General features: G+C 67.9%; 21 protein-coding genes. 15 read left to right on the top strand and 6 right to left on the bottom strand.

The annotated features are described in order from the left end of the window. Positions 1-47 precede the first annotated feature (47 nt). Together murI and hemA are read left to right on the top strand one after the other, a co-directional pair. Positions 48-845, top strand: a complete 798-nt coding sequence (gene murI, locus ASE67_RS06285) for a glutamate racemase (RefSeq protein ID WP_055757966.1) — start codon at positions 48-50, stop codon at positions 843-845. Positions 846-954: 109 nt separating this feature from the next. Further along, positions 955-2,199 carry a 5-aminolevulinate synthase gene (gene hemA, locus ASE67_RS06280; RefSeq protein ID WP_055757963.1) on the top strand — a complete coding sequence of 415 codons (1,245 nt, stop codon included), beginning with the start codon at positions 955-957 and terminating at the stop codon, positions 2,197-2,199. Between the two features lie 36 nt (positions 2,200-2,235). Here hemA and ASE67_RS06275 read toward each other — a convergent pair whose 3' ends face one another. The 3 genes from ASE67_RS06275 to ASE67_RS06265 form a co-directional block, all read right to left on the bottom strand. After that, on the bottom strand, positions 2,236-3,051 hold the full coding sequence (locus tag ASE67_RS06275) for a GGDEF domain-containing protein (protein ID WP_055757960.1): 816 nt from the start codon (positions 3,049-3,051) through the stop codon (positions 2,236-2,238). A 109-nt stretch (positions 3,052-3,160) separates the two neighbouring features. Further along, positions 3,161-3,640 (bottom strand): DUF3429 domain-containing protein, encoded by a 480-nt coding sequence (locus ASE67_RS06270; protein WP_235511813.1) that lies wholly within the window; start codon positions 3,638-3,640, stop codon positions 3,161-3,163. Next, a complete protein-coding gene (locus ASE67_RS06265) occupies positions 3,633-4,142 on the bottom strand; it encodes a hypothetical protein (RefSeq protein ID WP_055757955.1) in 510 nt (169 codons plus the stop codon). The genes ASE67_RS06270 and ASE67_RS06265 overlap by 8 nt, the downstream gene beginning before the upstream one ends. Before the next feature lie 70 nt (positions 4,143-4,212). Between ASE67_RS06265 and rpiB the strand changes: the two genes are divergently transcribed. The 5 genes from rpiB (at position 4,213) to ASE67_RS06245 (ending at position 7,939) form a co-directional block, all read left to right on the top strand. Further along, positions 4,213-4,653 carry a ribose 5-phosphate isomerase B gene (rpiB, locus tag ASE67_RS06260; RefSeq protein WP_055757952.1) on the top strand — a complete coding sequence of 147 codons (441 nt, stop codon included), beginning with the start codon at positions 4,213-4,215 and terminating at the stop codon, positions 4,651-4,653. Positions 4,654-4,740: 87 nt separating this feature from the next. Then, positions 4,741-6,036, top strand: coding sequence for a serine hydroxymethyltransferase (glyA, locus tag ASE67_RS06255; RefSeq protein WP_055757949.1), 1,296 nt, complete (start codon positions 4,741-4,743; stop codon positions 6,034-6,036). Between the two features lie 12 nt (positions 6,037-6,048). Next, entirely contained in the window at positions 6,049-6,201 is a 153-nt protein-coding gene (locus tag ASE67_RS18445; RefSeq protein WP_200922176.1) for a hypothetical protein, read from the top strand. 57 nt (positions 6,202-6,258) lie between these two features. Further along, positions 6,259-6,720 carry a transcriptional regulator NrdR gene (nrdR, locus tag ASE67_RS06250; protein WP_055757946.1) on the top strand — a complete coding sequence of 154 codons (462 nt, stop codon included), beginning with the start codon at positions 6,259-6,261 and terminating at the stop codon, positions 6,718-6,720. Positions 6,721-6,901: 181 nt separating this feature from the next. After that, a complete protein-coding gene (locus ASE67_RS06245) occupies positions 6,902-7,939 on the top strand; it encodes a TrmH family RNA methyltransferase (RefSeq protein ID WP_082456976.1) in 1,038 nt (345 codons plus the stop codon). 141 nt (positions 7,940-8,080) lie between these two features. Here the strand turns inward: ASE67_RS06245 and ASE67_RS06240 are convergent, their stop codons facing one another. Continuing rightward, positions 8,081-8,386, bottom strand: a complete 306-nt coding sequence (locus tag ASE67_RS06240; RefSeq protein WP_055757943.1) for a chorismate mutase — start codon at positions 8,384-8,386, stop codon at positions 8,081-8,083. 197 nt (positions 8,387-8,583) lie between these two features. On the opposite strand from ASE67_RS06240, the gene rpsD reads away from it, so the two are divergent. Then, complete coding sequence (gene rpsD / locus ASE67_RS06235) at positions 8,584-9,195, top strand: 30S ribosomal protein S4 (protein WP_055757940.1); 612 nt, start codon at positions 8,584-8,586, stop codon at positions 9,193-9,195. Positions 9,196-9,621: 426 nt separating this feature from the next. Here the strand turns inward: rpsD and ASE67_RS06230 are convergent, their stop codons facing one another. After that, positions 9,622-10,176 carry a septal ring lytic transglycosylase RlpA family protein gene (locus ASE67_RS06230; RefSeq protein WP_055757935.1) on the bottom strand — a complete coding sequence of 185 codons (555 nt, stop codon included), beginning with the start codon at positions 10,174-10,176 and terminating at the stop codon, positions 9,622-9,624. An 82-nt stretch (positions 10,177-10,258) separates the two neighbouring features. Between ASE67_RS06230 and ASE67_RS06225 the strand changes: the two genes are divergently transcribed. From ASE67_RS06225 to fucP, 5 genes are read left to right on the top strand one after another with little or no spacing between them, the layout of a single operon-like run. Then, complete coding sequence (locus ASE67_RS06225) at positions 10,259-11,368, top strand: S-(hydroxymethyl)glutathione dehydrogenase/class III alcohol dehydrogenase (protein WP_055757932.1); 1,110 nt, start codon at positions 10,259-10,261, stop codon at positions 11,366-11,368. Positions 11,369-11,426: 58 nt separating this feature from the next. Next, on the top strand, positions 11,427-12,434 hold the full coding sequence (locus ASE67_RS06220) for an aldo/keto reductase (protein WP_055757929.1): 1,008 nt from the start codon (positions 11,427-11,429) through the stop codon (positions 12,432-12,434). Next, the gene (locus ASE67_RS06215; protein ID WP_055757925.1) at positions 12,431-13,162 is read left to right on the top strand and encodes an SDR family oxidoreductase; all 732 of its coding nucleotides are present in this window, start codon (positions 12,431-12,433) and stop codon (positions 13,160-13,162) included. The genes ASE67_RS06220 and ASE67_RS06215 overlap by 4 nt, the downstream gene beginning before the upstream one ends. After that, positions 13,159-13,503: an L-rhamnose mutarotase gene (locus ASE67_RS06210; RefSeq protein WP_055757924.1), complete on the top strand. Its 345-nt coding sequence runs from the start codon at positions 13,159-13,161 to the stop codon at positions 13,501-13,503. Before ASE67_RS06215 ends, ASE67_RS06210 begins: the two co-directional genes overlap by 4 nt. After that, positions 13,500-14,798: an L-fucose:H+ symporter permease gene (fucP, locus tag ASE67_RS06205; RefSeq protein WP_082456975.1), complete on the top strand. Its 1,299-nt coding sequence runs from the start codon at positions 13,500-13,502 to the stop codon at positions 14,796-14,798. Before ASE67_RS06210 ends, fucP begins: the two co-directional genes overlap by 4 nt. Here fucP and ASE67_RS06200 read toward each other — a convergent pair. Then, positions 14,789-16,624 carry an amidohydrolase family protein gene (locus ASE67_RS06200; RefSeq protein ID WP_055757921.1) on the bottom strand — a complete coding sequence of 612 codons (1,836 nt, stop codon included), beginning with the start codon at positions 16,622-16,624 and terminating at the stop codon, positions 14,789-14,791. The two genes, fucP and ASE67_RS06200, sit on opposite strands and share 10 nt — an antisense overlap. 75 nt (positions 16,625-16,699) lie before the next feature. On the opposite strand from ASE67_RS06200, the gene dacB reads away from it, so the two are divergent. Further along, positions 16,700-18,103: a D-alanyl-D-alanine carboxypeptidase/D-alanyl-D-alanine endopeptidase gene (gene dacB, locus ASE67_RS06195; RefSeq protein WP_082456974.1), complete on the top strand. Its 1,404-nt coding sequence runs from the start codon at positions 16,700-16,702 to the stop codon at positions 18,101-18,103. A 165-nt stretch (positions 18,104-18,268) separates the two neighbouring features. After that, positions 18,269-21,289 carry a TonB-dependent receptor domain-containing protein gene (locus ASE67_RS06190; protein WP_055757918.1) on the top strand — a complete coding sequence of 1,007 codons (3,021 nt, stop codon included), beginning with the start codon at positions 18,269-18,271 and terminating at the stop codon, positions 21,287-21,289. Positions 21,290-21,353 lie beyond the last annotated feature (64 nt).

Below are 21,353 nucleotides of genomic sequence, written 5' to 3'. Positions count from 1 at the left end.
GCGGCTTGCAACGCGGCGGGCGATGCCGATGGAGGACCGAGAGCATCATGGACCCGGCGGCACAACCGATCCTGTTCTTCGATTCGGGCGTGGGCGGCCTGTCGGTCGTCGCCCCGACCGCCAGGCTGCTGCCGACCGCGCCGATCGTCTATGCCGCCGACTCGGCCGGTTTCCCCTATGGTACCCGGAGCGAGGCGGAGATCGCCGCACGCGTGCCTGCGCTGCTGGGGCGACTGGTCGAACGCTTTTCCCCGCGCCTGGTGGTCATCGCGTGCAACACCGCCTCCACCATCGCGCTGCCGGTGGTGCGCGCCGCGCTGGACGTGCCGGTGGTCGGCACCGTGCCCGCGATCAAGGTCGCGGCGGCACGGAGCGCCACGCGGGTGATCGGCGTGCTGGGCACGCAGGCAACGGTGCGCCAACCCTATGTCGACGACCTCGCCGCGCGCTTCGCCGCCGACTGCACCGTGCTGCGCCACGGATCGGCGGCGCTGGTCGAACTGGCCGAAAGCGCGCTCGCCGGCATCCCGCCGCCGCCCGCCGCGGTCGCCGCCGAACTGGCCGGACTGTTCGACCAGCCGGGGGGGGAGCGAATCGACGTGATCGTCAATGCCTGCACCCATTTCCCGCTGCTGGAGGAAGCGATGCGGGCCATTGCCCCACAGGTCGCGTTCGTCGATGGCGGCCCCGGCATCGCCCGGCGTATCGTGGCGTTGACCGCGGGACAGGACTTCCCCGCGACTCCGGTGCCCGGCCGGCTGGTGTTCACCCGGCTGGGGGCACGCGAACGCACCATCGCGGCGGGGCTGGAACAGCAGGGATTCGCATCGGTCGAGGCGCTGTAGGCCGCGCGACCGGCACCGCCCCCTTGGACAATATGTCCAACCCGGCCGATCACCGTAACCGCTTTTATCCGCTGGCAACCGTGCGTTCCAACAGGTACACCCCCGCCCCATGAGCATCGACGCAGTTCCGGCCCGCTCGGTCGATTACAACCGTGTCTTCGCACAGGCGATCGACCGTCTGCACGAAGAGGGGCGCTACCGCGTCTTCATCGACATCCTGCGCAACAAGGGGCAGTTCCCCAATGCGCGCTGCTTCGCCGGGCATAACGGGCCGAAGCCGATCACCGTCTGGTGCTCCAACGACTATCTCGCGATGGGCCAGCATCCGTCGGTCATCGCCGCGATGGAGGGCGCGCTGCACGATGTCGGCGCAGGCTCTGGCGGCACCCGCAATATCGGCGGCAACACCCACTACCACATCGACCTCGAAACCGAACTCGCCGACCTGCACGACAAGGAAGCGGCGCTGCTGTTCACGAGCGGCTATGTCTCGAACGAGGCCACGCTGTCGACGATCGCGCGCATCCTGCCGGGCTGCATCATCTTTTCCGACGAACTGAACCATGCGTCGATGATCGCCGGCATCCGCCATTCGGGCTGCGAAAAGCGGGTGTTCCGCCACAACGACCTGGCGCATCTCGAAGAGCTGCTGGCGGCCGAGGACCCGGCGGTGCCCAAGCTGATCGCGTTCGAAAGCGTGTATTCGATGGACGGCGACGTCGCCCCGATCCACGCGATCTGCGACCTGGCCGACAAGTATAACGCGCTGACCTATCTCGACGAAGTGCACGCCGTCGGCATGTACGGCGCGCGTGGCGGCGGCATTTCCGAACGCGACGACGCCGCATCGCGCCTGACCATCATCGAAGGGACGCTGGGCAAGGCGTTCGGCGTCATGGGCGGCTATATCGCCGCCGACCGCACCGTGATCGACGTCATCCGCTCCTATGCGCCGGGGTTCATCTTCACGACCTCGCTGTCGCCGGTGCTGGTTGCCGGCGCGCTCGCCAGCGTCCGCCACCTGAAGGCCTCGCCCGCCGAGCGCGAAGGGCAACAGGCCGCCGCCGCGATGCTGAAGACGCTGTTCACGCAAGCCGGCCTGCCGGTGATGGATACGACGACGCACATCGTGCCGCTGATGGTCGGCGACCCGGTAAAGGCCAAGCGGATCAGCGACATCCTGCTCCGCGAATACGGCGTGTACGTCCAACCGATCAATTACCCGACCGTGCCGCGCGGCACCGAACGGCTGCGCTTCACCCCCGGCCCGGCGCATGACGAGGCGATGATGCGCGAGCTGACCGCCGCACTGGTCGAAATCTGGGGCCGGCTGGAACTGAAGAAAGCGGCCTGACCAACATCCTCCCCGGTACGGGGAGGATCGCCGCCCCTAAACCTCGACCCGATTGCCGCCGGCCGCGATCGCTGTATCGATCTTTGCGCGCGCCTCGCGCAGGATCGCGTCGATATCGCCGACATGATCCGACACCACCGCCGCCGATGCGGTGACCTTTCCGATCGAGGCGCCGGTATCGCGCAGCCGGAAATTGCGCTGTTCCAGCAACGTAAGCGCCTCTTCGGCCAGTTCGCGCACGGCGGTGGCGGTCTGTCCGGGGACGACGACGATGAATTCGTTACCGCCCCACCGGATCGCCTGTTCGTTGGGAAAGGTCCGCTTCAGCTTCGCGGCAAACGAGTTGAGGATATTGTCGCCGACCGAATGGCCGAAATCGCGGTTGATCGCGACCAGCCGGTCGATGCTGAACATCAGCACCACGAACCGGCGGTCCTGCTGCCCGATCTGTTCGAGGATACGCTGCGCCCCGGTCTGGTTGAGCGTGTGGGTCAGCCGGTCATGCTCGGCATCGTCGCCCGGCCCGATCTGCGACAGGACCAGCGCGCGCAGTGCCGCGATCTGGTCGCGCAGCGCCACCAGCTCGCGCTCGGTCGTCGCGACCCGGACGGCCAGCACCGCCGCATCCGCCGGCCCCGACCGCCGCTCACGCAGCGCCGCCGCGATATCCGCCGCCCGCGCGGTAGTCAGCGCGCCATCTTCGTCGATCGCGCGATCGACATCTTCGGATGAGATCGGGTCCGACTGGTACAAATATACCAGCGCAAAATCGTAAAATTCGACGCTCGGCTCCAGCCGATGTTGCTCCAGAAAAGCCAGCGCGGCGCGAGCCTGCTCGAACGTCGTTGTCATGACAGCATGATTATCCGGCAGGTATAAGCATTTCAACGCGATATAGACTTTGAGCGCCACGAACTGTTGGTGAACAGACGGTTATCCATCCGCCCGATATTCGGCGATATCACGGTTGCGCCAGCAATCCGGTCAGCAACGTCAATGCCGCCAGACCGACCGACAGCGGGATGCGCAGCCGCATCCACCATGGCGGCACATGCCCGGCCCGGACCAGCGCCATGTCGACCAGCAGCGACCCCAGCAGCCCGGCGGCGACGATCGCCGCGCTCGACACGACCGAGCTGAACAACACCGCCCCCGCCGCCAGCGCGACCAGCGACGGCACGACCGCGATGGCCAGCCACAGCGTCAGCGCCGCGCCGCTCACCCGCGCCACCGCCGCACCCCACCACATGCCGCCCAGGAAGCTGAGGATCAGCGCGGCATACAGCAGCGACAGCGCCAGCATCATCCCGCCCTTGGCCGGATCGATCAGCCGCACCGCGACGGCGACCATCGGCGGCAGCAACCCCGCATAGCCGAGCAGCAGCGCCGCCACCGGCGGCCGCACGCGCACCGGCGTCGAGGCGGCCAGCGGATCAGTCACGGCAATAACCTTCGCCCGACGCGACGGTCAGGCAATCCTTCTTGCCCGCCAGCCATTTCAGGCCCGTGGCATCGCCGTTGCTCGGGCGCAGAAGCAGCGTGTCGGCACCGCGCTTGAACCGGATGCCCTCGGGCGTGACGGTGCCGGTATATTGCCCCTTGTTGTCGAGGTCGTACTGCATCTCCAGCGTCACCGCGCCCGGCGTCGCTGCCTGGGTCACGTTCAGATACATGCCCTCGACCCCGATCCAGCGGCCAAGATAGCGGGTCGCCTCTGCCGCGGCCGTTGCCGCCGCAGCCGCCGTCGCGCTGGGGGTGGGGGTCGGCGTCGGGGTCAATGCGGGCGTGGGCGTCGGACTGGGTGCACTTGGCGCGATCAGCGCGGGCAACGGCGTCGCGGCGCTGTTCTCGATCTCGGCCTGGGTCGCGGCCCCTTCGCTGCGTCGCTCGTTGGCGCCGCACGCGCTGAGTACCAAAGCCGCGACGATGATCGTTCCACGCATCCGTTCGTCCTTTCCTGCACCTCGTCGACACAGCCTAGCCTTGCCGTGTCCCGACCGCTAGAAGCGCGCCATGGCCCGCATCGCACTCGCATCCGACCACGCCGCCCTGACGCTCAAGGCAGAACTCGCCACTTGGTTGCATGACCAGGGGCATGATGTCGCCGATCTGGGCCCGCATGACGCGACCAGCGTCGATTATCCCGACTATGGATACAAGCTCGGGCAAGCGGTTGGCAGCGGCGAAGCGGACTTCGGCGTCGCGCTGTGCGGATCGGGCATCGGCATCTCGATCGCGGTCAACCGCGTGCCGACATGCCGCTGCGCGCTGGTGTCCGAACCGCTCTCGGCGTCGCTCGCACGCGAACATAACGACGCGAACGTCATCGCGATGGGCGCACGGCTGATCGGCGGCGAAATGGCGAAGGCGTGCCTGACCGCGTTCCTCTCGACCCCGTTCGGCGGCGACCGTCACCAGCGCCGCGTCGACAAGCTCGGCCAACCGCCTGCCTGATCGGGCAAGCCCGATTCACCGGGTGGCAATTATGTGACGTCGGCAGTAAAGCGCGCGCGACCTCTTTCTCAGCGGGAGCCGCGCCCCATGACCGACCAGTTCCGCCCCGACGGTTTCTTCGAAACCACCCTTGCCGATGCCGATCCCGCCGTGTTCGCGGGGGTCGCCCACGAACTGGAGCGCGAGCGCTACCAGATCGAACTGATCGCATCGGAAAACATCGTGTCGAAGGCGGTGCTGGAGGCACAGGGCAGCGTCTTCACCAACAAGTACGCCGAGGGCTATCCCGGCAAGCGCTACTACCAGGGCTGCCACCCTTCGGACGAGGTCGAGACCCTCGCGATCGAGCGCGCCAAGCAGCTGTTCGGCTGCGGCTTCGTCAACGTGCAGCCGCATTCGGGCGCGCAGGCGAACGGCGCGGTGATGCTGGCGCTGACCAAGCCCGGCGACACGATCATGGGCATGAGCCTCGACGCCGGCGGTCACCTGACCCATGGTGCCAAGGCGGCGATGTCGGGCAAGTGGTTCAACGCGGTGCAGTATGGCGTCGACCGTGAGACGCACCTGATCGACTACGATCAGGTCGCCGCACTGGCCCGCGAACACAAGCCCACGCTCATCATCGCCGGTGGCTCGGCCTATCCGCGCCATATCGATTTCGCGAAGTTTCGCGCGATCGCCGATGAAGTGGGCGCGAAGTTCATGGTCGACATGGCGCATTTCGCCGGCATCGTCGCCGCCGGGCTGCACCCGACCCCGTTCGGCCATGCCGATGTCGTCACCACCACCACGCACAAGACGTTGCGCGGCCCCCGCGGCGGCATGGTGCTGACCAACGACGAAGCCATCGCCAAAAAGATCAACTCGGCGGTGTTCCCCGGCCTCCAGGGCGGCCCGCTGATGCACGTCATCGCCGCCAAGGCGGTCGCGTTCGGCGAAGCGCTGCGCCCCGAATTCAAGGACTATATCCGCGCCGTCGTCGAAAACGCGCAGACGCTGGCCGCCACCCTCAAGGAACGCGGGGCGAACGTCATCGCCGGCGGCACCGACACCCATCTGGCGCTGATCGACCTCACCCCGCTGGGCGTCACCGGCAAGGATGCCGACGAGGCGCTGGAGCGTGCGGCGATCACCTGCAACAAGAACGGCATCCCGTTCGATCCCCTCCCCCCGGTCAAGACCAGCGGCATCCGCGTCGGATCGCCCGCCGGCACCACCCGCGGCTTCGGCAAGGCGGAGTTCACCGAAATCGGCCATATGGTCGCCGATGTGCTCGACGGCCTGCGCAACAAGGGCGAAGCCGGGGACCCTGCGGTCGAGGCGGACGTTAAGGCACGGGTTCGGGCGCTGTGCGAGCGGTTCCCGATCTATCCGGGTCTGTAAGGAGTTCGAGAAATGCAGGACAAGTCGGTTGGCAAGAGCATGGCGAAATGGGGTGCGCTGGGCGCGGTGATCGCGATTCCGGTTCCCTTTGTCGGCCCGCTGATCGGCGCCGCCGCCGGCGCCGGCTATGCGTACTACAAGGCGAAGAAGCAGCCGCGCTACTGATGCGGCACCCCGGCCGCCCCGCGTCATCGCGGGGCGGCGGGTCCAACGGGAATTTCGATGCGCTGTCCCTTTTGCGCCCATGAAGACAGTCAGGTGAAGGACAGCCGTCCCAGCGACGACGGCGCCGCCATCCGCCGCCGCCGGCAATGTTCGGGCTGCGGCGCACGCTTCACCACCTTCGAACGCATCCAGCTGCGCGACCTGACTGTCGTGAAATCGGGCGACCGCCGCCAGCCCTTCGATCGCGACAAACTGCTGCGCTCGGTCGCGACCGCCTGTCGCAAGCGGCCGATCACTCCGTCACAGGTCGAACGCCTCGTATCCGGCATCCAGCGCCAGCTGGAAACCACCGGCGACAGCGAAGTCCCCTCGGGCCGCATCGGCGAGCTGGTGATGGAGGGCCTGCAGGGCCTCGATCCCGTCGCCTACATCCGCTTCGCCAGCGTCTATAAGGACTTCCGCGAGGCGAAGGATTTCGAGGAGTTTGCGGGCACCGTGGGGGATGCGGCGAAGGGGTGAGGCCCCCTCACCCCCACACTCTCCGTTCGGTTCGAGCAGCTTCGAGCCTGTCGAGAAGCGTCCGTCGAGAACCCGGCCACTTGGGGCACCCCCTTCCCCCCATCCGGTTCGACCGGTATCGAGCTTGCAAGAGATACGCCCGTCGAGAACCCGTCTCGACCCCGCGAACCCAAGGCCCGCCATGTTCTACGTCTATATCCTCAAATGCTCGGACGGCACCTACTATACCGGCCACACCGACGACCTCGACCGCCGCATCGCCGAGCATCAGTCGGGCGCGTTCGAAGGCTACACCCATGACCGCCGCCCGGTCGAACTGATGTGGCACGAAACCTTCCAGACCCGCACCGACGCGCTGGAGCGCGAGGCACAGGTCAAGGACTGGTCGCGCAAGAAGAAGGAAGGGCTGTTCCGCGGCGACTGGTCGACGATTTCGACGGCAGCCAGCTCTCGGCGGACGGATCTCGACCAGCTCGATCCTGCTCGAACCGAACGGGGGGATAGCAGCGCGCCCGTCATCGTCCTCGTCCGCCCGCAACTAGGGCAAAACATCGGCAAGGCCGCCCGCGCCATGCTGAACTTCGGCCTCGTCGAAATGCGCCTCGTCGCCCCGCGCGACGGCTGGCCCAACCCCGAAGCCGGCCCGGCGGCCAGCGGTGCCGACCAGGTGCTGCGCGACGCCACCGTCTATGAAACGGTCGCCGAAGCGGTCGCCGACTGCGCCCATGTCTACGCCACGACGGTGCGCAAGCGCGGCATCACCAAACCGGTCGTCACCCCCGAAGCCGCCGCACAGGCGATCCGCGCCGAACCCGGCCGCTCGGCGATCCTGTTCGGCCCCGAACGCTCGGGCCTCGAAACCGACGACGTGGCGCTGGCCCGCACGATCCTGACCGTGCCGATCAACCCCGAGTTCGGCTCGCTCAATCTCGCGCAGGCGGTGATCCTCGTCGCCTATGAATGGTCGAAGGGTGAGGGCCTGGCCAGCCCGCCCACCGTCGATCTGGGCGTCCCCGCCCCGCATGAGGAGCTGGAGGGCATGATTGGTCAGCTGGACGACATGCTGGAGGCCGCGCGCTTCTTCTATCCCCCCGAACGCGCCGCGACGTCACGCCGGACGCTGCGCACGCTGATCACGAAAGCGGGCTGGACGTCACAGGAAGTGCGGACGATGCGCGGCGTATTGTCGGCACTGGATGGCGCGAAGCGGCGGCGGTAATACCCGAAATCCGTTCGGTTCGAGCAGCTTCGAGCTTGTCGAGAAGCGTCCGTCGAGAACGCCGTTGTTTGGGCCACTCCCCTCTCGACAAGCTCGAACCTCCGTTCGAAGCAAACGGATAGGAGCAAGAGGGAGGTCGGCTCACCCCCGCGTGGCGTCGAACCGCGCCAACTCATACCCGATCGACGCCTCGACCAGCCGCTCCCACAAATCGGCAACCACATCCTCCGGCACGCCCATCGCGACCGCCGCCGCCCGTGCATTCGCGATGACTTCCGCCTTGCGCGCCTCGTCACGCACCGCGCCCCGCCCCGGCTTGATCCGCGCCGCCGCGTCCATATACGCAAACCGCCGCGCCAGCAGCGCGACCAGTTCGCGGTCCAGCGCGTCCACGCCGGCGCGGACTTCGGTCATGGTGGTACAGTCGGGGCCGGGCAGGATCGTCATGGCCGCGGGGTGTGGCGCGCGACGGCCACCTTGTCCAGCTTGACTCTGCGGAACCCAGCGTCTAACCGCGCCCCTTCGCAATTCGGCCCCGCATTCCCGGTGAAGCGGTGGCCCTGACCACAAGTCGGAGGCGAAGACCGGGAGCCGCGATCGTCCCCGGACGGTCAAACGTCATACCAGATTGCATTGGAAATACGATGTCGAAGCGCTCCAGCGCCAAGTACAAGCTCGATCGCCGCCTTGGCGAGAATATCTGGGGTCGCCCCAAGAGCCCGGTGAACAAGCGTGAATACGGCCCCGGCCAGCACGGTCAGCGTCGCAAGGGCAAGATGTCGGACTTCGGCATCCAGCTGCGCGCGAAGCAGAAGCTGAAGGGCTATTACGGCGACGTCACCGAAAAGCAGTTCAAGCGCACCTACGAAGAAGCGTCGCGCATGAAGGGCGACACCGGTCAGAACCTGATCGGCCTGCTCGAACAGCGCCTCGACATGATCGTATACCGTGCGAAGTTCGCGCCGACCGTGTTCGCCGCGCGTCAGCTCGTCAGCCACGGCCACGTCCGCGTCAACGGCGTGAAGTGCAACATCGCATCGCGTCGTTGCTATGTCGGCGACGAAATCTCGCTGGGCACCAAGGCGCAGGAAATGGCGCTGGTCCTCGAAGCGCAGACCCTCGCCGAGCGTGACGTGCCCGAATATATCGGCACCGAAGGCACCAAGGTCACCTTCACCCGCGTTCCGACGCTGGACGAAGTGCCCTATCCGGTGAAGATGGAACCGAACCTGGTGGTGGAATTTTACTCGCGCTGATCTCGCGCCGAGCCAAGGTCCAGCAAAGCTGGACCGAGGCCAAACTTCGGCGCGAGCGGCCGGCGGGGCCAAGGCCCCGACCGACGACATGGGCTTCGCCCATGGCGCTGGCAGAACCAAAAAGGGCGGCCCCGCAACGGGTCGCCCTTTCTGCGTCCGCGATCCGCGCGCAGCCCAAGCCGACGACCCGATAAACCGCTTTCCTACACGCGGCCCCATCGCCACGATCGCCAACGCGGCCCGTCGCGTCCGCACGCTCTTTGACCTCGCGAACCTCCGTTACGACACCGACCGCCATCCGCGATGGTCGCCGCGCGCACGATCATCACGAGTGTGAACTTAGTGAACTTTGGCCACCCGGCGCCGGCCCAGCCCACCGCGCGCAAACACACCACTAGTGTGAACTTTGTGAACTTTGGCGCGCCGCTACAGCCCGCTCGCCCTGAGCTGCGCCCGCAAATTGGCCCGCGTGGCGGCGTCCACCGGCGGTAATTCGCGCGCCGCCTTGCCCCGGCGCAGCCGCGCCCGGTCGCGTTCGTCGGGCGATACCACCCGCACGCGCACCGGCACCACGCCCGCCCCGCGCACGCCCAGCGCCTCGGCCGCGCCACGCGACAGATCGAGGATGCGGCCCCGGCCCGCAAACGGCCCGCGATCATTGACTCGCACCAGGATACGCCGCCCGGTGTCGAGCGCAGTCACCTCGACATAGCTGGGCAAGGGCAGCGTGGTGTGCGCCGCGCTCACCCCCTTGGGCCGGAACCGCTCGCCATTGGCCGTCCGCCGACCCGACTCGCTGCCATACCAGCTCGCCATCCCCAGCATGTCGTAGCTCGGGTCCGCCGCCGGGGCATAACTGACACCCCGCACCTGATACGGCGCACCGATCTTGACCGCCGCGTCGCTGACCGGCCGATAGTCGCCCCCGGCACAGGCGGACAGGAGCAGCGAAACGACGGGAACAAGGGAACGCGGTACCATGGCCGCGACGGTAGCGGATCGCGTCCCCCTTGCCGACCCCCACCCGCCCCCGCTACGCCGCATGCCCAAAGGAGACGCCCCCATGAAGACCCGCGCCGCCGTCGCATTCGAAGCGAAGCGCCCCCTCGAAATCGTCGAACTCGACCTCGAAGGTCCCAAGGCCGGCGAAGTGCTGATCGAGATCATGGCGACCGGCATCTGCCACACCGACGCCTACACCTTGGACGGCTTCGACAGCGAAGGCATCTTCCCGAGCGTGCTCGGCCATGAAGGCGCCGGCATCGTCCGCGAAATCGGCGCAGGCGTGACCAGTGTCGCGGTCGGCGATCACGTCATCCCGCTCTACACCCCCGAATGTCGCCAGTGTAAGTCGTGCCTGTCGGGCAAGACCAACCTGTGCACCGCGATTCGGCAGACGCAGGGGAAAGGGCTGATGCCCGACGGCACGACGCGGTTCAGCTACAAGGGCCAGCCGATCTACCATTACATGGGCTGCTCGACCTTCTCGAACTTCACCGTCCTGCCCGAGATCGCGGTCGCGAAGATCCGCGAGGACGCCCCGTTCCAGACCAGCTGCTATGTCGGCTGCGGCGTCACCACTGGCGTCGGCGCGGTGGTCAACACCGCGAAGGTCGCGCCGGGCGACAACATCATCGTCTTCGGCCTCGGCGGCATTGGCCTCAACGTGCTGCAGGGTGCGAAGATGGCCGGCGCGAACATGATCGTCGGCGTCGACATCAACCCGGATCGCGAGGAATGGGGCCGCCGCTTCGGCATGACCCATTTCGTCAACCCGAAGGATGTCGGCGGCGATCTGGTCCAGCATCTCGTTGCGCTGACCGATGGCGGGGCGGACTATACGTTCGACTGCACCGGCAACACCGACGTCATGCGCCAGGCGCTGGAGGCGTGCCACCGTGGCTGGGGCACCAGCATCATCATCGGCGTGGCGGAGGCGGGCAAGGAAATCGCCACCCGCCCGTTCCAGCTGGTCACCGGGCGCAACTGGCGCGGCACCGCGTTCGGCGGGGCGAAGGGGCGGACGGACGTGCCGAAGATCGTCGACTGGTACATGAACGGCAAGATCGAGATCGACCCGATGATCACCCATGTCCTGAGCCTGGAGGAGATCAACAAGGGCTTCGACCTGATGCACGCCGGCGAAAGCATCCGCTCCGTCGTCGTCTATTGACGCTTTGGTTTTGACAGGTGAAATTTCTTCGCGAATATAAGCGAAGAGAGGATAGGCGATGACGCACGGGCTGGTCCCTGCCAAGCTGGGCTTTGGCGGGGCCGCGATCGGTAATCTGTATCGACCGGTCGGTGATGACGCCGCCCGTGCAACGATCGACGCCGCGTGGGACCGGGGCATCCGCTGCTTCGACACCGCGCCGCATTATGGCTTCGGCCTGTCCGAACGCCGGCTGGGCGATGCGCTGGCCGACCTCGACCCCAATGGACACGCCTTCGTTTCGACCAAGGTCGGCCGCGTGCTGCGTCCCGCCCCCGACCGCGACCTTGCCGCCGAGCGACAGGGGTTCGTCTCCCCCGAACCGGTCGAAAGCGCGTTCGATTATTCACGGGACGGGGTGCTCGCCTCGTTCGACGCCAGCCGGGCGCGGCTGCGGCGCGATCGGATCGACCTGCTGCTGGCGCATGACCTGGGCGAACTGACCCACGGCGCGGATGCGGCGGCGCAGATGGCGACGTTTCTCGACGGCGGCTATCCGGCGATGCGGGCGCTGCGCGACGCCGGCATGGTCGGCGCGATCGGCATCGGCGTGAACGAGATCGCGGTGTGCGAGGACCTGCTCGACCGGGTGGAACTCGACGCCATCCTGCTCGCCGGGCGCTACACGCTGCTCGAACAGGCGGCGCTCGACACGCTGCTGCCGCGCTGTGCGGCGCGGGGGGTGCGGGTGATCGTCGGGGGGCCGTATAATTCGGGCATCCTCGCCTCGGGCACCGGGCCGGACGCCCGCTATAATTACGAAGCGCCCCCGGCCGAGGTGACGCGCCGGGTCGATGCCATCGCCGCGATCTGTGCGCGCCACGCCGTGCCGATGGCCGCCGCCGCGCTGCAATTCCCGATGGCGCACCCCGCCGTGACGGCGGTGATCCCCGGCATGGCGGATGTGGGCGAAGTGGCACAGGCCGCGACGCTCGCCACGATGCCGCTGCCGCCCGCGCTGTGGACCGACCTGATCGACGCCGGCCTGATCCGCGCCGACGCCCCCGTTCCCATGGAGACTGCATGACCCGCCTGTCCGGCAAAACCGCCATCGTCACTGCTGCGGCGCAAGGCATCGGCCGCGCCGCCGCCGAACTTTTCGCTCGCGAAGGCGCCCGCGTCCTTGGCGTCGACATCAACGCCGACGCGCTGGCGACGCTGGCCGGATGCGAACCGCATGTCGTCGACCTGATGGACGGACAGGCGATCAGGGACTTCGCCGCACAGGTCGGCACGGTCGATATCCTGTTCAACTGCGCCGGGTTCGTCCATGCCGGCACGATCCTGACGACCGAAGAGGCTGACTGGGACTTCAGCTTCGACCTGAACGCCCGGTCGCAATATCGCCTGATCCGCGCGCTGCTGCCCGCGATGATCGCGAATGGCGGCGGGTCGATCGTCAACATGTCGTCGGTCGCCAGCCATGTGATCGCGGTGCCCGGCCGCTTCGTCTACACCGCGTCGAAGGCGGCGGTGATCGGCCTTACCAAATCGGTCGCGCTAGATTTCGTGGGGTCCGGCATCCGCTGCAACGCGATCTGCCCCGGCACGGTCCAGTCGCCCTCGCTGGAGGAACGCATGGCCGCGACCGGCGATGCGGAGGCCGCGCGCGCCGCCTTTACCGCGCGCCAGCCGATGGGGCGGCTGGGCCGCGCGGAGGAGATTGCCGAACTGGCGCTGTACCTCGCCTCCGATGCGTCGTCCTACACCACCGGCGCGGTGCATGTGATCGACGGCGGCTGGTCGAACGCATGATCCGCGTCCTGACCCTCGACCTGGTGGACGATGCGGCGGCGATCGCCGAATATGAACGCTGGCATGTGCCGGGCAATGTCCCCGCACCGGTATTGGCCGCGATCCGCGCGGCGGGGGTTCAGGAAATGCAGATTTTCCGCCACGGCACGCGACTGGTGATGACGATGACCGTCGCACCCGATTTCGATCCCGGCGCAAAGGCCGATGCCGACGCCGCCGATCCCGAAGTCGCGGCATGGGAAGCGCGCATGGGGCAGTTCCAGCGCGCGCTGCCCGGTGCGCCCGATGGCAGCCGCTGGACGCCGATGACCCCGATCTTTGCGCTGAGCGACCATCCATGATCGCCCCCGGCGCCCCGCCCCGCTCCACCCCGGCCGGGACCGGGGGCCGCTTCGTCACGCCGGGCTTTGCCGCCGGCTTCGCGGTCGTCGTCAGCCTGTTCTTCCTCTGGGCGATCGCCAACAACTTCAACGACCTGCTGATCCGCCAATTTCAAAAGGCGCTCGACCTGAACCGGGCGCAGGCCGGGCTGGTGCAGTTCGCCTTTTACATCGGCTATTTCGTCATGGCGCTGCCCGCCGGGCTGGTGCTGCGGCGCTTCGGCTATCGCATCGGCATCCTGGCCGGCCTCGCCTTCTACGCGGTCGGCGCGCTGCTGTTCTATCCCGCCGCCGAGGTGCGCGACTATGCCGCGTTCCTGGGGGCGCTGTTCGTCATCGCCTCGGGCGCGGCGTTCCTCGAAACCGCCGCCAATCCCTATATCGTCGCCTTCGGCGATCCGGCGCGCGCCGAACAGCGGCTCAACCTGGCGCAGGCATTCAATGGCCTGGGCGGCGCGATCGCCCCGATCATCGGCGCGAAGTTCATCTTTTCGGGCGTCGAGCATGACCGCGCTGCGCTCGACGCGATGGCCCCCGCCGCCCGTGCCGCCTATCGCGCGGCAGAGGCGCAGATGGTGCAGCTGCCCTATCTGGTGCTCGCCGGCGTCGTCGTGCTGATCGCGCTGGCCGTTGCCATCGTCCGCCTGCCCGAAGTCCCGCGCGAAACCGGCGGCAACACGCTGCAGGGGTTGCGATCGGTGCTGCGGGTCCGGGCATTGCGCTGGGCAGTGGTCGCGCAATTCTTCTATGTCGGCGCGCAGGTCGGGGTGTGGAGCTTCTTCATCGACGTGGTGAAGACGATCAGCCCCGCGACGCCCGAACGCGAGGCCGCCTATCTGCTGTCGGTCAGCCTCGCGCTGTTCCTTGCCGGGCGGTTGATCGGCACGCTCCTGATGCACCGCATCGCTGCGACCCGGCTGCTCGCCGTCTTCGCGCTTGCCAATATCGCACTGATGCTTGTCGCCGCGCTTGGCCACGGCATGATCGCGATCTACGCGCTGGCGCTCAGCAGCCTGTTCATGTCGATCATGTTCCCCACCATCTTCTCGCTCGGCGTCCGCGACCTGGGGCCCCGCGCCCCGCTCGGCGCACCGCTGATCGTGATGGCGGTGATCGGCGGGGCGGTATTCCCGCCGCTGATGGGGTGGCTGAGCCATGGCATGGTATCGATCCAGACCGCGATGCTGGTGCCCGGCATGTCCTTTGCGGTGGTGCTGGCCTTTGCGCTGACGGTACGGCCCGCCGCTCAGCGGTAGAAGCGGACCTTCGCCAGTTCGAGCCACGCCCGCCCGCCCGGCTCCCCGGTCAGGCGGAACGCGACACTGCGTAATTGGGTCAGGTCTAACGGGGTGTCACCGCTAGCAAAGGCGCTGAACGGCAGGCGGATTTCGCGGCGCTCGCCGCTCGCCTCGAACGACGCGCGGCTCGCCTGCCGCGCGCCATAGACGTCGAACGCGACGCCGTAGCGCCCCGCCCCGCGTGCCTCGAACGCGATGCCGGTAAAGCCGCGCGCATCCGCGACGTCGATCGCCCCCTTGGTCAACGGCAGCACCAGCGCGGCGAACGGCCGATCGGCCGCGCCCAGCCGGGCCACCGCGAACAGATGCCGCTCATGCGGCCCATCGGGACGCACCACGTCCAGCCGGCTGTGGTCGGTGCCCGCCTCGACGCTCTCGACCGGCAGCGTGTCGAGGTCGGTGCGCCCGTCACCCCGCGCACCGGTATCGATCGGGCCGGCCATGGCGTGGACCGGCATCGGCGTTGCCTCGCGCGCATCGATCCGTCGCCGCAGATCGTCCAGCGGCATTTCCCGCCCGGCGACGAACACCCGCCGGACATCGTGCAAGTCGTCGATCGCCACGTCGGGCCGCCCGCCGACCAGCAGCAGGTCGGCCCGCTGGCCGACCGCGATCCGGCCTTGGTCGCGCTGGCGCACTATGTCCGCCGCCCCGCCAGTCGCCGCGACCAATGCCTCGGCCGGGGTCAGCCCCAAACCGGCGAGCAGCCGCGTCTCGCGCACCGCGCTCGACCCGTGATAGACGCCGCCGATCCCGGCATCGGTGCCCACGCCGATGCGGATACCCGCCGCGTGCAGCGTGCGGACATTGGCCTGCATGATCGCCCAGCGTTTCGATTCGAGTTCGGGGATCGCCTCGACCGGCCGCGCCATCCGCGCCGCCTCCGCCGCCCGCTCGGGTGCGGCCAGATGCCGCCATTCCAGCGCCGTGAAGGTCCGGTCCTGCTGTGGTTCGTACACCACCAACGTCGGCACATAGGCGACTTGCTTCGCACGCATCAGCGCGATCAGCTCGGCATCTACGGGCGCATCGCCGATCCCATGCCCCAGCGCATCGACCCCGGCGGCGGCGGCGATCTTCGCCCCGGCCAGCGTGACCGTATGGGTGATGACCGGCAGCCCGGCGGCATGGGCATCGTCGACGATGGCCGAGAGGGTCGGCACGTTCATGCTGGCAAGATCGGGCGAACGGCCATAGCGCCAGCCATCAGCGAACACCTTGATGACGTCGGGCTGGTACGCCAGCGCGGTCTTCATCGCGACATGCGCCGCGCGCGGGGTGGTCGCGGTCAGCGTGAAGAAGCTGCCCCACCCATATTCGGTGCCATGCCCGCCCGGCACACCCAGCCGGATGGCGAGGTTCAGGCGCGGCGTCGGGATGCGCCCCTCGGCGGCGATGGCGCGGATGGGGCCGAGCATCTCGCCCGACAGCGAGAAGTCGTTGGCGCTGGTGATACCGTTGGCGAGGTGCGAGGCCCAAGCCTTGCCCAGATCGTCGGGACTGCCATAGCCGGATGCCCGCAAATGGGTGTGAAGATCGTGCAGCCCCGGCAACAGCGTCAGCCCGCGTGCATCGATGACCCGCGCCCCGCGTGGCCGTTTCAGTTGTGGTCCAACGCCCGCGATCCGGTCGCCGACGACCAGCACATCGCCCACCACCGCAGGCGCGCCGGTCCCGTCGAACACCCGCGCGCCCCGGATCAGCACCACCGTTTCCCGCTGCGCCGGCCGGTCGGCGGCGATCAGTAGCAGCGGCAGCAGCGCGAGCAGGAGACGATGGAGCATGGGTCCATGTGTACCGGCTATACCGTGCGCGTCCAACGGTTGCGCAGGCGCAGCCAGGACGTAGGATGCGCGCCCATGCAGACCATCAGAGCGATCATCATCGGAGCCGCAGGCGCAATGCTGGCCGCGGCGGCCCCCGATCCGGGGGTCAAGGCCGCCGTCCGCGCCGCGCTGGCCAAGGCACCGGCGGGCACTCGCTTCGGCATGGTGGTGCGCGATGCCGCCGGTGTCGAACAGGTCGCGATCGAACCCGACCGGCGGTTCGTGCCGGCGTCGAACACCAAGATCTTCACGACGCTCGCGAGCTTCGCCACCCTGCCGCTCGACGCCGCCGACGATGGCGGCGCGGGGGTGCGGTTGGAGGGGCGCGACGTCGTGCTGGTGGGCGCGGGCGATGCGCGGCTGTCGAGTGCGGCGGACTGCCGGGTCGATTGCCTGGCCACGCTCGCCGATGCGGTGGCGGCGAAAACGCGGGTGGTGGGCGACGTGATCGGCGACGACAGCCGCTTTCCCGACCAGCGCTGGTCGCCGGGGATGGGGTGGAACAACATGGCCGGGCGCTATGGCACCGCCGCCTCCGCCCTCACGCTGGACGACAATGAACTGGTAGTGACGGTCGTCGCGGAAGGGGGCCGCGCGGTGGTCGGCGGATCGGACTATTACCGCATCGACAACCGCGTCCGGGTCGGCACCACCAGCAACATATCGTTCGACCGGATGCCGGGTAGCGATGTGCTGCGGCTGTCGGGGACGGTTGCGCCGGGGCCGGGAACGACGGTGCGGGTCGGGGTCGAGGATGCCGCGCATCATGCCGCGTGGACGTTGGCGACGTTGTTGCGGGAGCGGGGTGTGCGGGTGACCGGCGCGGTCGGGGTGCGGCATCGGCCGTACCGGGCGGAGGAGGATGGCGCGGTCGTGGAAGCTGGCACGATGCCGCCGATGTTGGCGCGACTGCAGCCCGCGCCGCTGATCGAGGATGTCGCGACCACCAACAAGGCGAGCCAGAACCTGCACGCCGAACTGCTGCTACGCCGGATCGGGCGGGTCAGCGGCGGCGGGTCGATCGGCGACGGGCTGAAGCGGGTCGCGGCGATGATGGCGTCGGCGGGCGTGCCGCGCACCGCATGGGACCTGTCCGACGGGTCGGGCATGTCGACCTATAACCGGGTGACCCCGCGCGCGATGGTGACGCTGCTGACCTGGGCACAGACGCAGCCGTGGGGAGCGCGGTGGCTGGCGACGCTGCCGGTCGGCGGGGTCGACGGCACGCTGTCGCGCCGGTTCCGCGACACACCGCTCGCCGGCAAGGTCCACGCCAAGACGGGGACGCTGAGCGGGGTATCGGCGCTGGCCGGCACGATGACGGCGGCGAGCGGACAGGTGCTGACCTTTGCGCTCTATGCCAACGACAATCCCGACGGCACGTCGGCGACCCCGGCGATGGACGCCGCGCTGCTGGCCGCCGCCGCCGCGCTATAGCCGCACGTTATGGCGCTCTAACCAAAATTGGGCGAGTGTTACCGGAACGCTACGGTTCCGTGAAAACCCGCCGCGCCGCCCCTTCCGCGACGCAACGCTTTTGTTGCTTATTGTTGCCAACAGCCGCTCACGGGGAAATGGCGGCGCAGGCTTGGGGGCAAGATTATGCGGGCTGGCAAGGCACGGGTGCTGTTGGGCGGATCGCTGTTCGTCGCGATGATCGCGGCGGGACAGGCGGGCGCACAGACGGTGAGCGAAGGGGTGACGACGGCGGAAGCCGCCACGCCGACCGGCGTCGCTGTGCAGACGACGCCCGCGTCGACGGCCGACGACGGCGAAATCCTGGTCACCGGATCGCGGATCAAGCGCGACCCGAACAACAGCTCGCTACCGCTGCAGATCATCAGCAATGCCGAGATCGAGCGCAACGCGATCGCCAGCCCCGAACAGCTCATCAGCCTGCTGACCAGCAACGGGTCGGGCGCGGACAACCTGGCGTCGAATGCCGACGTCACCACCGGGGCGCAGCGCGGGACAAATGGCCTGTCCGCCGCAAACCTGCGTGGTCAGGGCGCGGCGGCGACGCTGGTCCTGCTCAACAGCCGGCGGGTCGCGGCGCACGGCCTGTCGGGCGCGGCGGTCGACGTGAACCAGATCCCATTCGCGGCGATCGAGCGGGTCGAGGTGCTGAAGGACGGTGCCTCGGCGATCTATGGCACCGACGCGATCGGCGGCGTCATCAACTTCATCACCCGCACCGATTACAAGGGCGTCGGCGTGATGGGCGCGAGCGACATCACCGAACAGGGTGACGGCGCCATCTATCGCGTGTCGGCCATCGCCGGTTTCGGCGATCTGGACGATCAGGGGTTCAACGTGATGGGCGCGGTCGCCTATCGCTGGAACAACATTTTGTTCGGGTCGAACCGCGACTTCGTGAACGGTAACCAGCCGAACCGCGGCCTGTCGGTCGACACGCGCGGCACGCCGATCGCCACCGCCTTTCCGCTCAACCGCTCGACGCTGCAAGGCAGCACGCTGGGGGGCGGCACGCTGCTGGGCGGCACCGCGAGCGCGCAGGTACTGGCTGGCCTCGTCATTCCCGGTACCACCACGGCGGCGAGCGGCGGGATCAACCCGCTCGACCTGCCCGGCGGTGCGGGATGTGAATCGATGGACGGCGGCATGGCGTATGACGATGCGCTGTGGAACAACGTGTCGGCGCGCTATGCCTGCGCATGGGACACGGGCCGCGCGGCGGTGATCCAGCAGCCGATCAAGACGCTGACCTACCTCGCCCGCGCCGTCGCGCGGGTGGCGGAGGATCACCAGATTTCGCTGGAGGTCACCGGATCGAACGCCAATTCGGCCAAGCTGTTCTCCAACGCGCAGGTGTCGAGCAACACCACCAATTTCCAGGTCGCCTATCCGCGCAATGCGCTGACCGCCGCGACCTATGATGCGGTCTATAACGCGATCGCGGCAACCTTCCCGGCGGTGGCGGCCAATCGCAACAAGCCGATTGCTTTCCGCTGGCGCTGCATCGCCTGCGGCCCGCGCGAATACGAAACCGATACCAAGACGATCCGCGTCACCCTCGCCGCCGAAGGGCCGTTGTGGCAGGGTTGGGATTACCGCGCGGGCGGTTCGTACGCCAAGAGCGAGTCCAGCTCGGTGCTGGGCAGCGGCTATTATTATCGCGGGACGCTCAGCAACGGTGCCTATGATCCCAGCGCCCCGACCGCAGCCGGGGCGATCGGGCCGGGCCTTGCCGGATTGCTCAACAGCGGCATCCTGAACCCCTTCTCGATCAACCAGAGCGATGCGGCGCTGGCCGGGTTGGCGGCGGTGTCGGCCGAAGGGGCGACGCTGTACGGCGGGCGGTACGAGGTGAAGCAGATCGATTACTCGATCGCCGGCCCGCTGTTCCGCCTGCCCGGCGGCAAGGCGCAGATGGCGGCAGGGATCGATTTCCGCAGCGAATCCTACAGCTTCAACGGATCGGCTGCCGCCGCCGCCTCCGCCCCGGTCATCTTCCTCGCGGCATTCGACAATGTGAACGCGCTGCGTGCCAAGAACCGGCAGGTGAAGGCGGCCTATACCGAAGTGCTGCTGCCGCTGTTCCGCGGGTTCGAGCTGACCGGCGCGCTGCGCGTCGACGATTATGGCGATTTCGGCACCAGCACGAATCCCAAGGTGTCGGTGAAGTATCGTCCGTGGGAACCGGTGATGGTCCGGGGATCGTTCAGCACCGGCTTCCGCGTGCCGACCTTCAACCAGATTTTCAACGGCACCACCGAATCGCCCTATTCGGGCCGCGACCTTGCCGACCCGGTGCGCTGCCCCGGCGGCATTCCCAACACCACGACCCCGGCGTGCCAAGCGGTACAGCCCACCATCCTGACCGGCGGCAACCCCAACCTCGGCCCCGAAAGCGCCCGGATGTTCAGCGCGGGTATCGTGATCCAGCCGGCACCGAAGTTCAGCGCTTCGCTCGATTTCTGGGCGATCAATGTCGACGACACGATCCAGCTGCTGACCGAGCGTGAGCTGATCGACAATGCCGCGCTGTTTTCCGACCGGTTCCGTCGCGATCCGACCACCAACGAACTGGTCGCGATCGATCGCACCTGGATCAACGCCGGCGCGCGGCGGACGCAAGGCCTCGAACTCACCGCGCGCGGCGGGGTGGATGCGTTCGGCGGCAGCTTCCTCGCTGGGATCGACGGCACCTATTTGCTGAAGAAGCGCGAGAAGCTGACGCAGAATTCGCCCTATGGCCCCAGCCTGATCGGCGTGTTCAGCTTTGCCGGCGACCTGGGCCTGCGGTGGAAGCATAATGCGTTCGTCAGCTATACCAACGAAGCGGTGACGATCGCGCTGACCCAGCAATATCGCGACGGGTACAAGAACCAAGCGCTGCCCGGCATCCTGGCGGGCACGGTCACGCGGGCCGACTTCAACGAAGATGTGAAGCCCTATGTCACCTATAACCTCGCGGTCAGTTTCCTGAACCTCGGCAACAAGGCGACGCGCCTGACGCTGGGGGTGAAGAACCTCTTCGACGTCGATCCGCCGTTTGCCATCACCTATGATTCGAACACCGGGTCGGGCGGGTCGTGGGAACCGCGCGTTGCCGATCCGCGCGGGCGGGCGTTTACCGTGCAGGCGGATGTGAAGTTCTAGGGGAGCTGTCTTGCCTCCCCTGCCCGTTTGGTTCGAGCAGCTTCGAGCTTGTCGAGAAGCGGCA

The organism is Sphingomonas sp. Leaf23, from assembly GCF_001421585.1.
GTDB lineage: Bacteria > Pseudomonadota > Alphaproteobacteria > Sphingomonadales > Sphingomonadaceae > Sphingomonas.
Note: the sequence above shows the minus strand (reverse complement) of the source record. Positions and strands in the feature narration are given on the sequence as shown.

Coding starts and splice junctions, on each gene's coding strand:
- ASE67_RS06210 (WP_055757924.1), top strand. CDS start 13,159: ATGATCCGCGTCCTGACCCTCGACCTGGTGGACGATGCGGCGGCGATC.
- fucP (WP_082456975.1), top strand. CDS start 13,500: ATGATCGCCCCCGGCGCCCCGCCCCGCTCCACCCCGGCCGGGACCGGG.
- ASE67_RS18445 (WP_200922176.1), top strand. CDS start 6,049: ATGCAGGACAAGTCGGTTGGCAAGAGCATGGCGAAATGGGGTGCGCTG.
- hemA (WP_055757963.1), top strand. CDS start 955: ATGAGCATCGACGCAGTTCCGGCCCGCTCGGTCGATTACAACCGTGTC.
- murI (WP_055757966.1), top strand. CDS start 48: ATGGACCCGGCGGCACAACCGATCCTGTTCTTCGATTCGGGCGTGGGC.
- ASE67_RS06275 (WP_055757960.1), bottom strand. CDS start 3,051: ATGACAACGACGTTCGAGCAGGCTCGCGCCGCGCTGGCTTTTCTGGAG.
- glyA (WP_055757949.1), top strand. CDS start 4,741: ATGACCGACCAGTTCCGCCCCGACGGTTTCTTCGAAACCACCCTTGCC.
- ASE67_RS06200 (WP_055757921.1), bottom strand. CDS start 16,624: ATGCTCCATCGTCTCCTGCTCGCGCTGCTGCCGCTGCTACTGATCGCC.
- ASE67_RS06245 (WP_082456976.1), top strand. CDS start 6,902: ATGTTCTACGTCTATATCCTCAAATGCTCGGACGGCACCTACTATACC.
- ASE67_RS06215 (WP_055757925.1), top strand. CDS start 12,431: ATGACCCGCCTGTCCGGCAAAACCGCCATCGTCACTGCTGCGGCGCAA.
- ASE67_RS06190 (WP_055757918.1), top strand. CDS start 18,269: ATGCGGGCTGGCAAGGCACGGGTGCTGTTGGGCGGATCGCTGTTCGTC.
- dacB (WP_082456974.1), top strand. CDS start 16,700: ATGCAGACCATCAGAGCGATCATCATCGGAGCCGCAGGCGCAATGCTG.
- ASE67_RS06265 (WP_055757955.1), bottom strand. CDS start 4,142: ATGCGTGGAACGATCATCGTCGCGGCTTTGGTACTCAGCGCGTGCGGC.
- ASE67_RS06220 (WP_055757929.1), top strand. CDS start 11,427: ATGACGCACGGGCTGGTCCCTGCCAAGCTGGGCTTTGGCGGGGCCGCG.
- ASE67_RS06230 (WP_055757935.1), bottom strand. CDS start 10,176: ATGGTACCGCGTTCCCTTGTTCCCGTCGTTTCGCTGCTCCTGTCCGCC.
- rpiB (WP_055757952.1), top strand. CDS start 4,213: ATGGCCCGCATCGCACTCGCATCCGACCACGCCGCCCTGACGCTCAAG.
- ASE67_RS06225 (WP_055757932.1), top strand. CDS start 10,259: ATGAAGACCCGCGCCGCCGTCGCATTCGAAGCGAAGCGCCCCCTCGAA.
- nrdR (WP_055757946.1), top strand. CDS start 6,259: ATGCGCTGTCCCTTTTGCGCCCATGAAGACAGTCAGGTGAAGGACAGC.
- ASE67_RS06240 (WP_055757943.1), bottom strand. CDS start 8,386: ATGACGATCCTGCCCGGCCCCGACTGTACCACCATGACCGAAGTCCGC.
- rpsD (WP_055757940.1), top strand. CDS start 8,584: ATGTCGAAGCGCTCCAGCGCCAAGTACAAGCTCGATCGCCGCCTTGGC.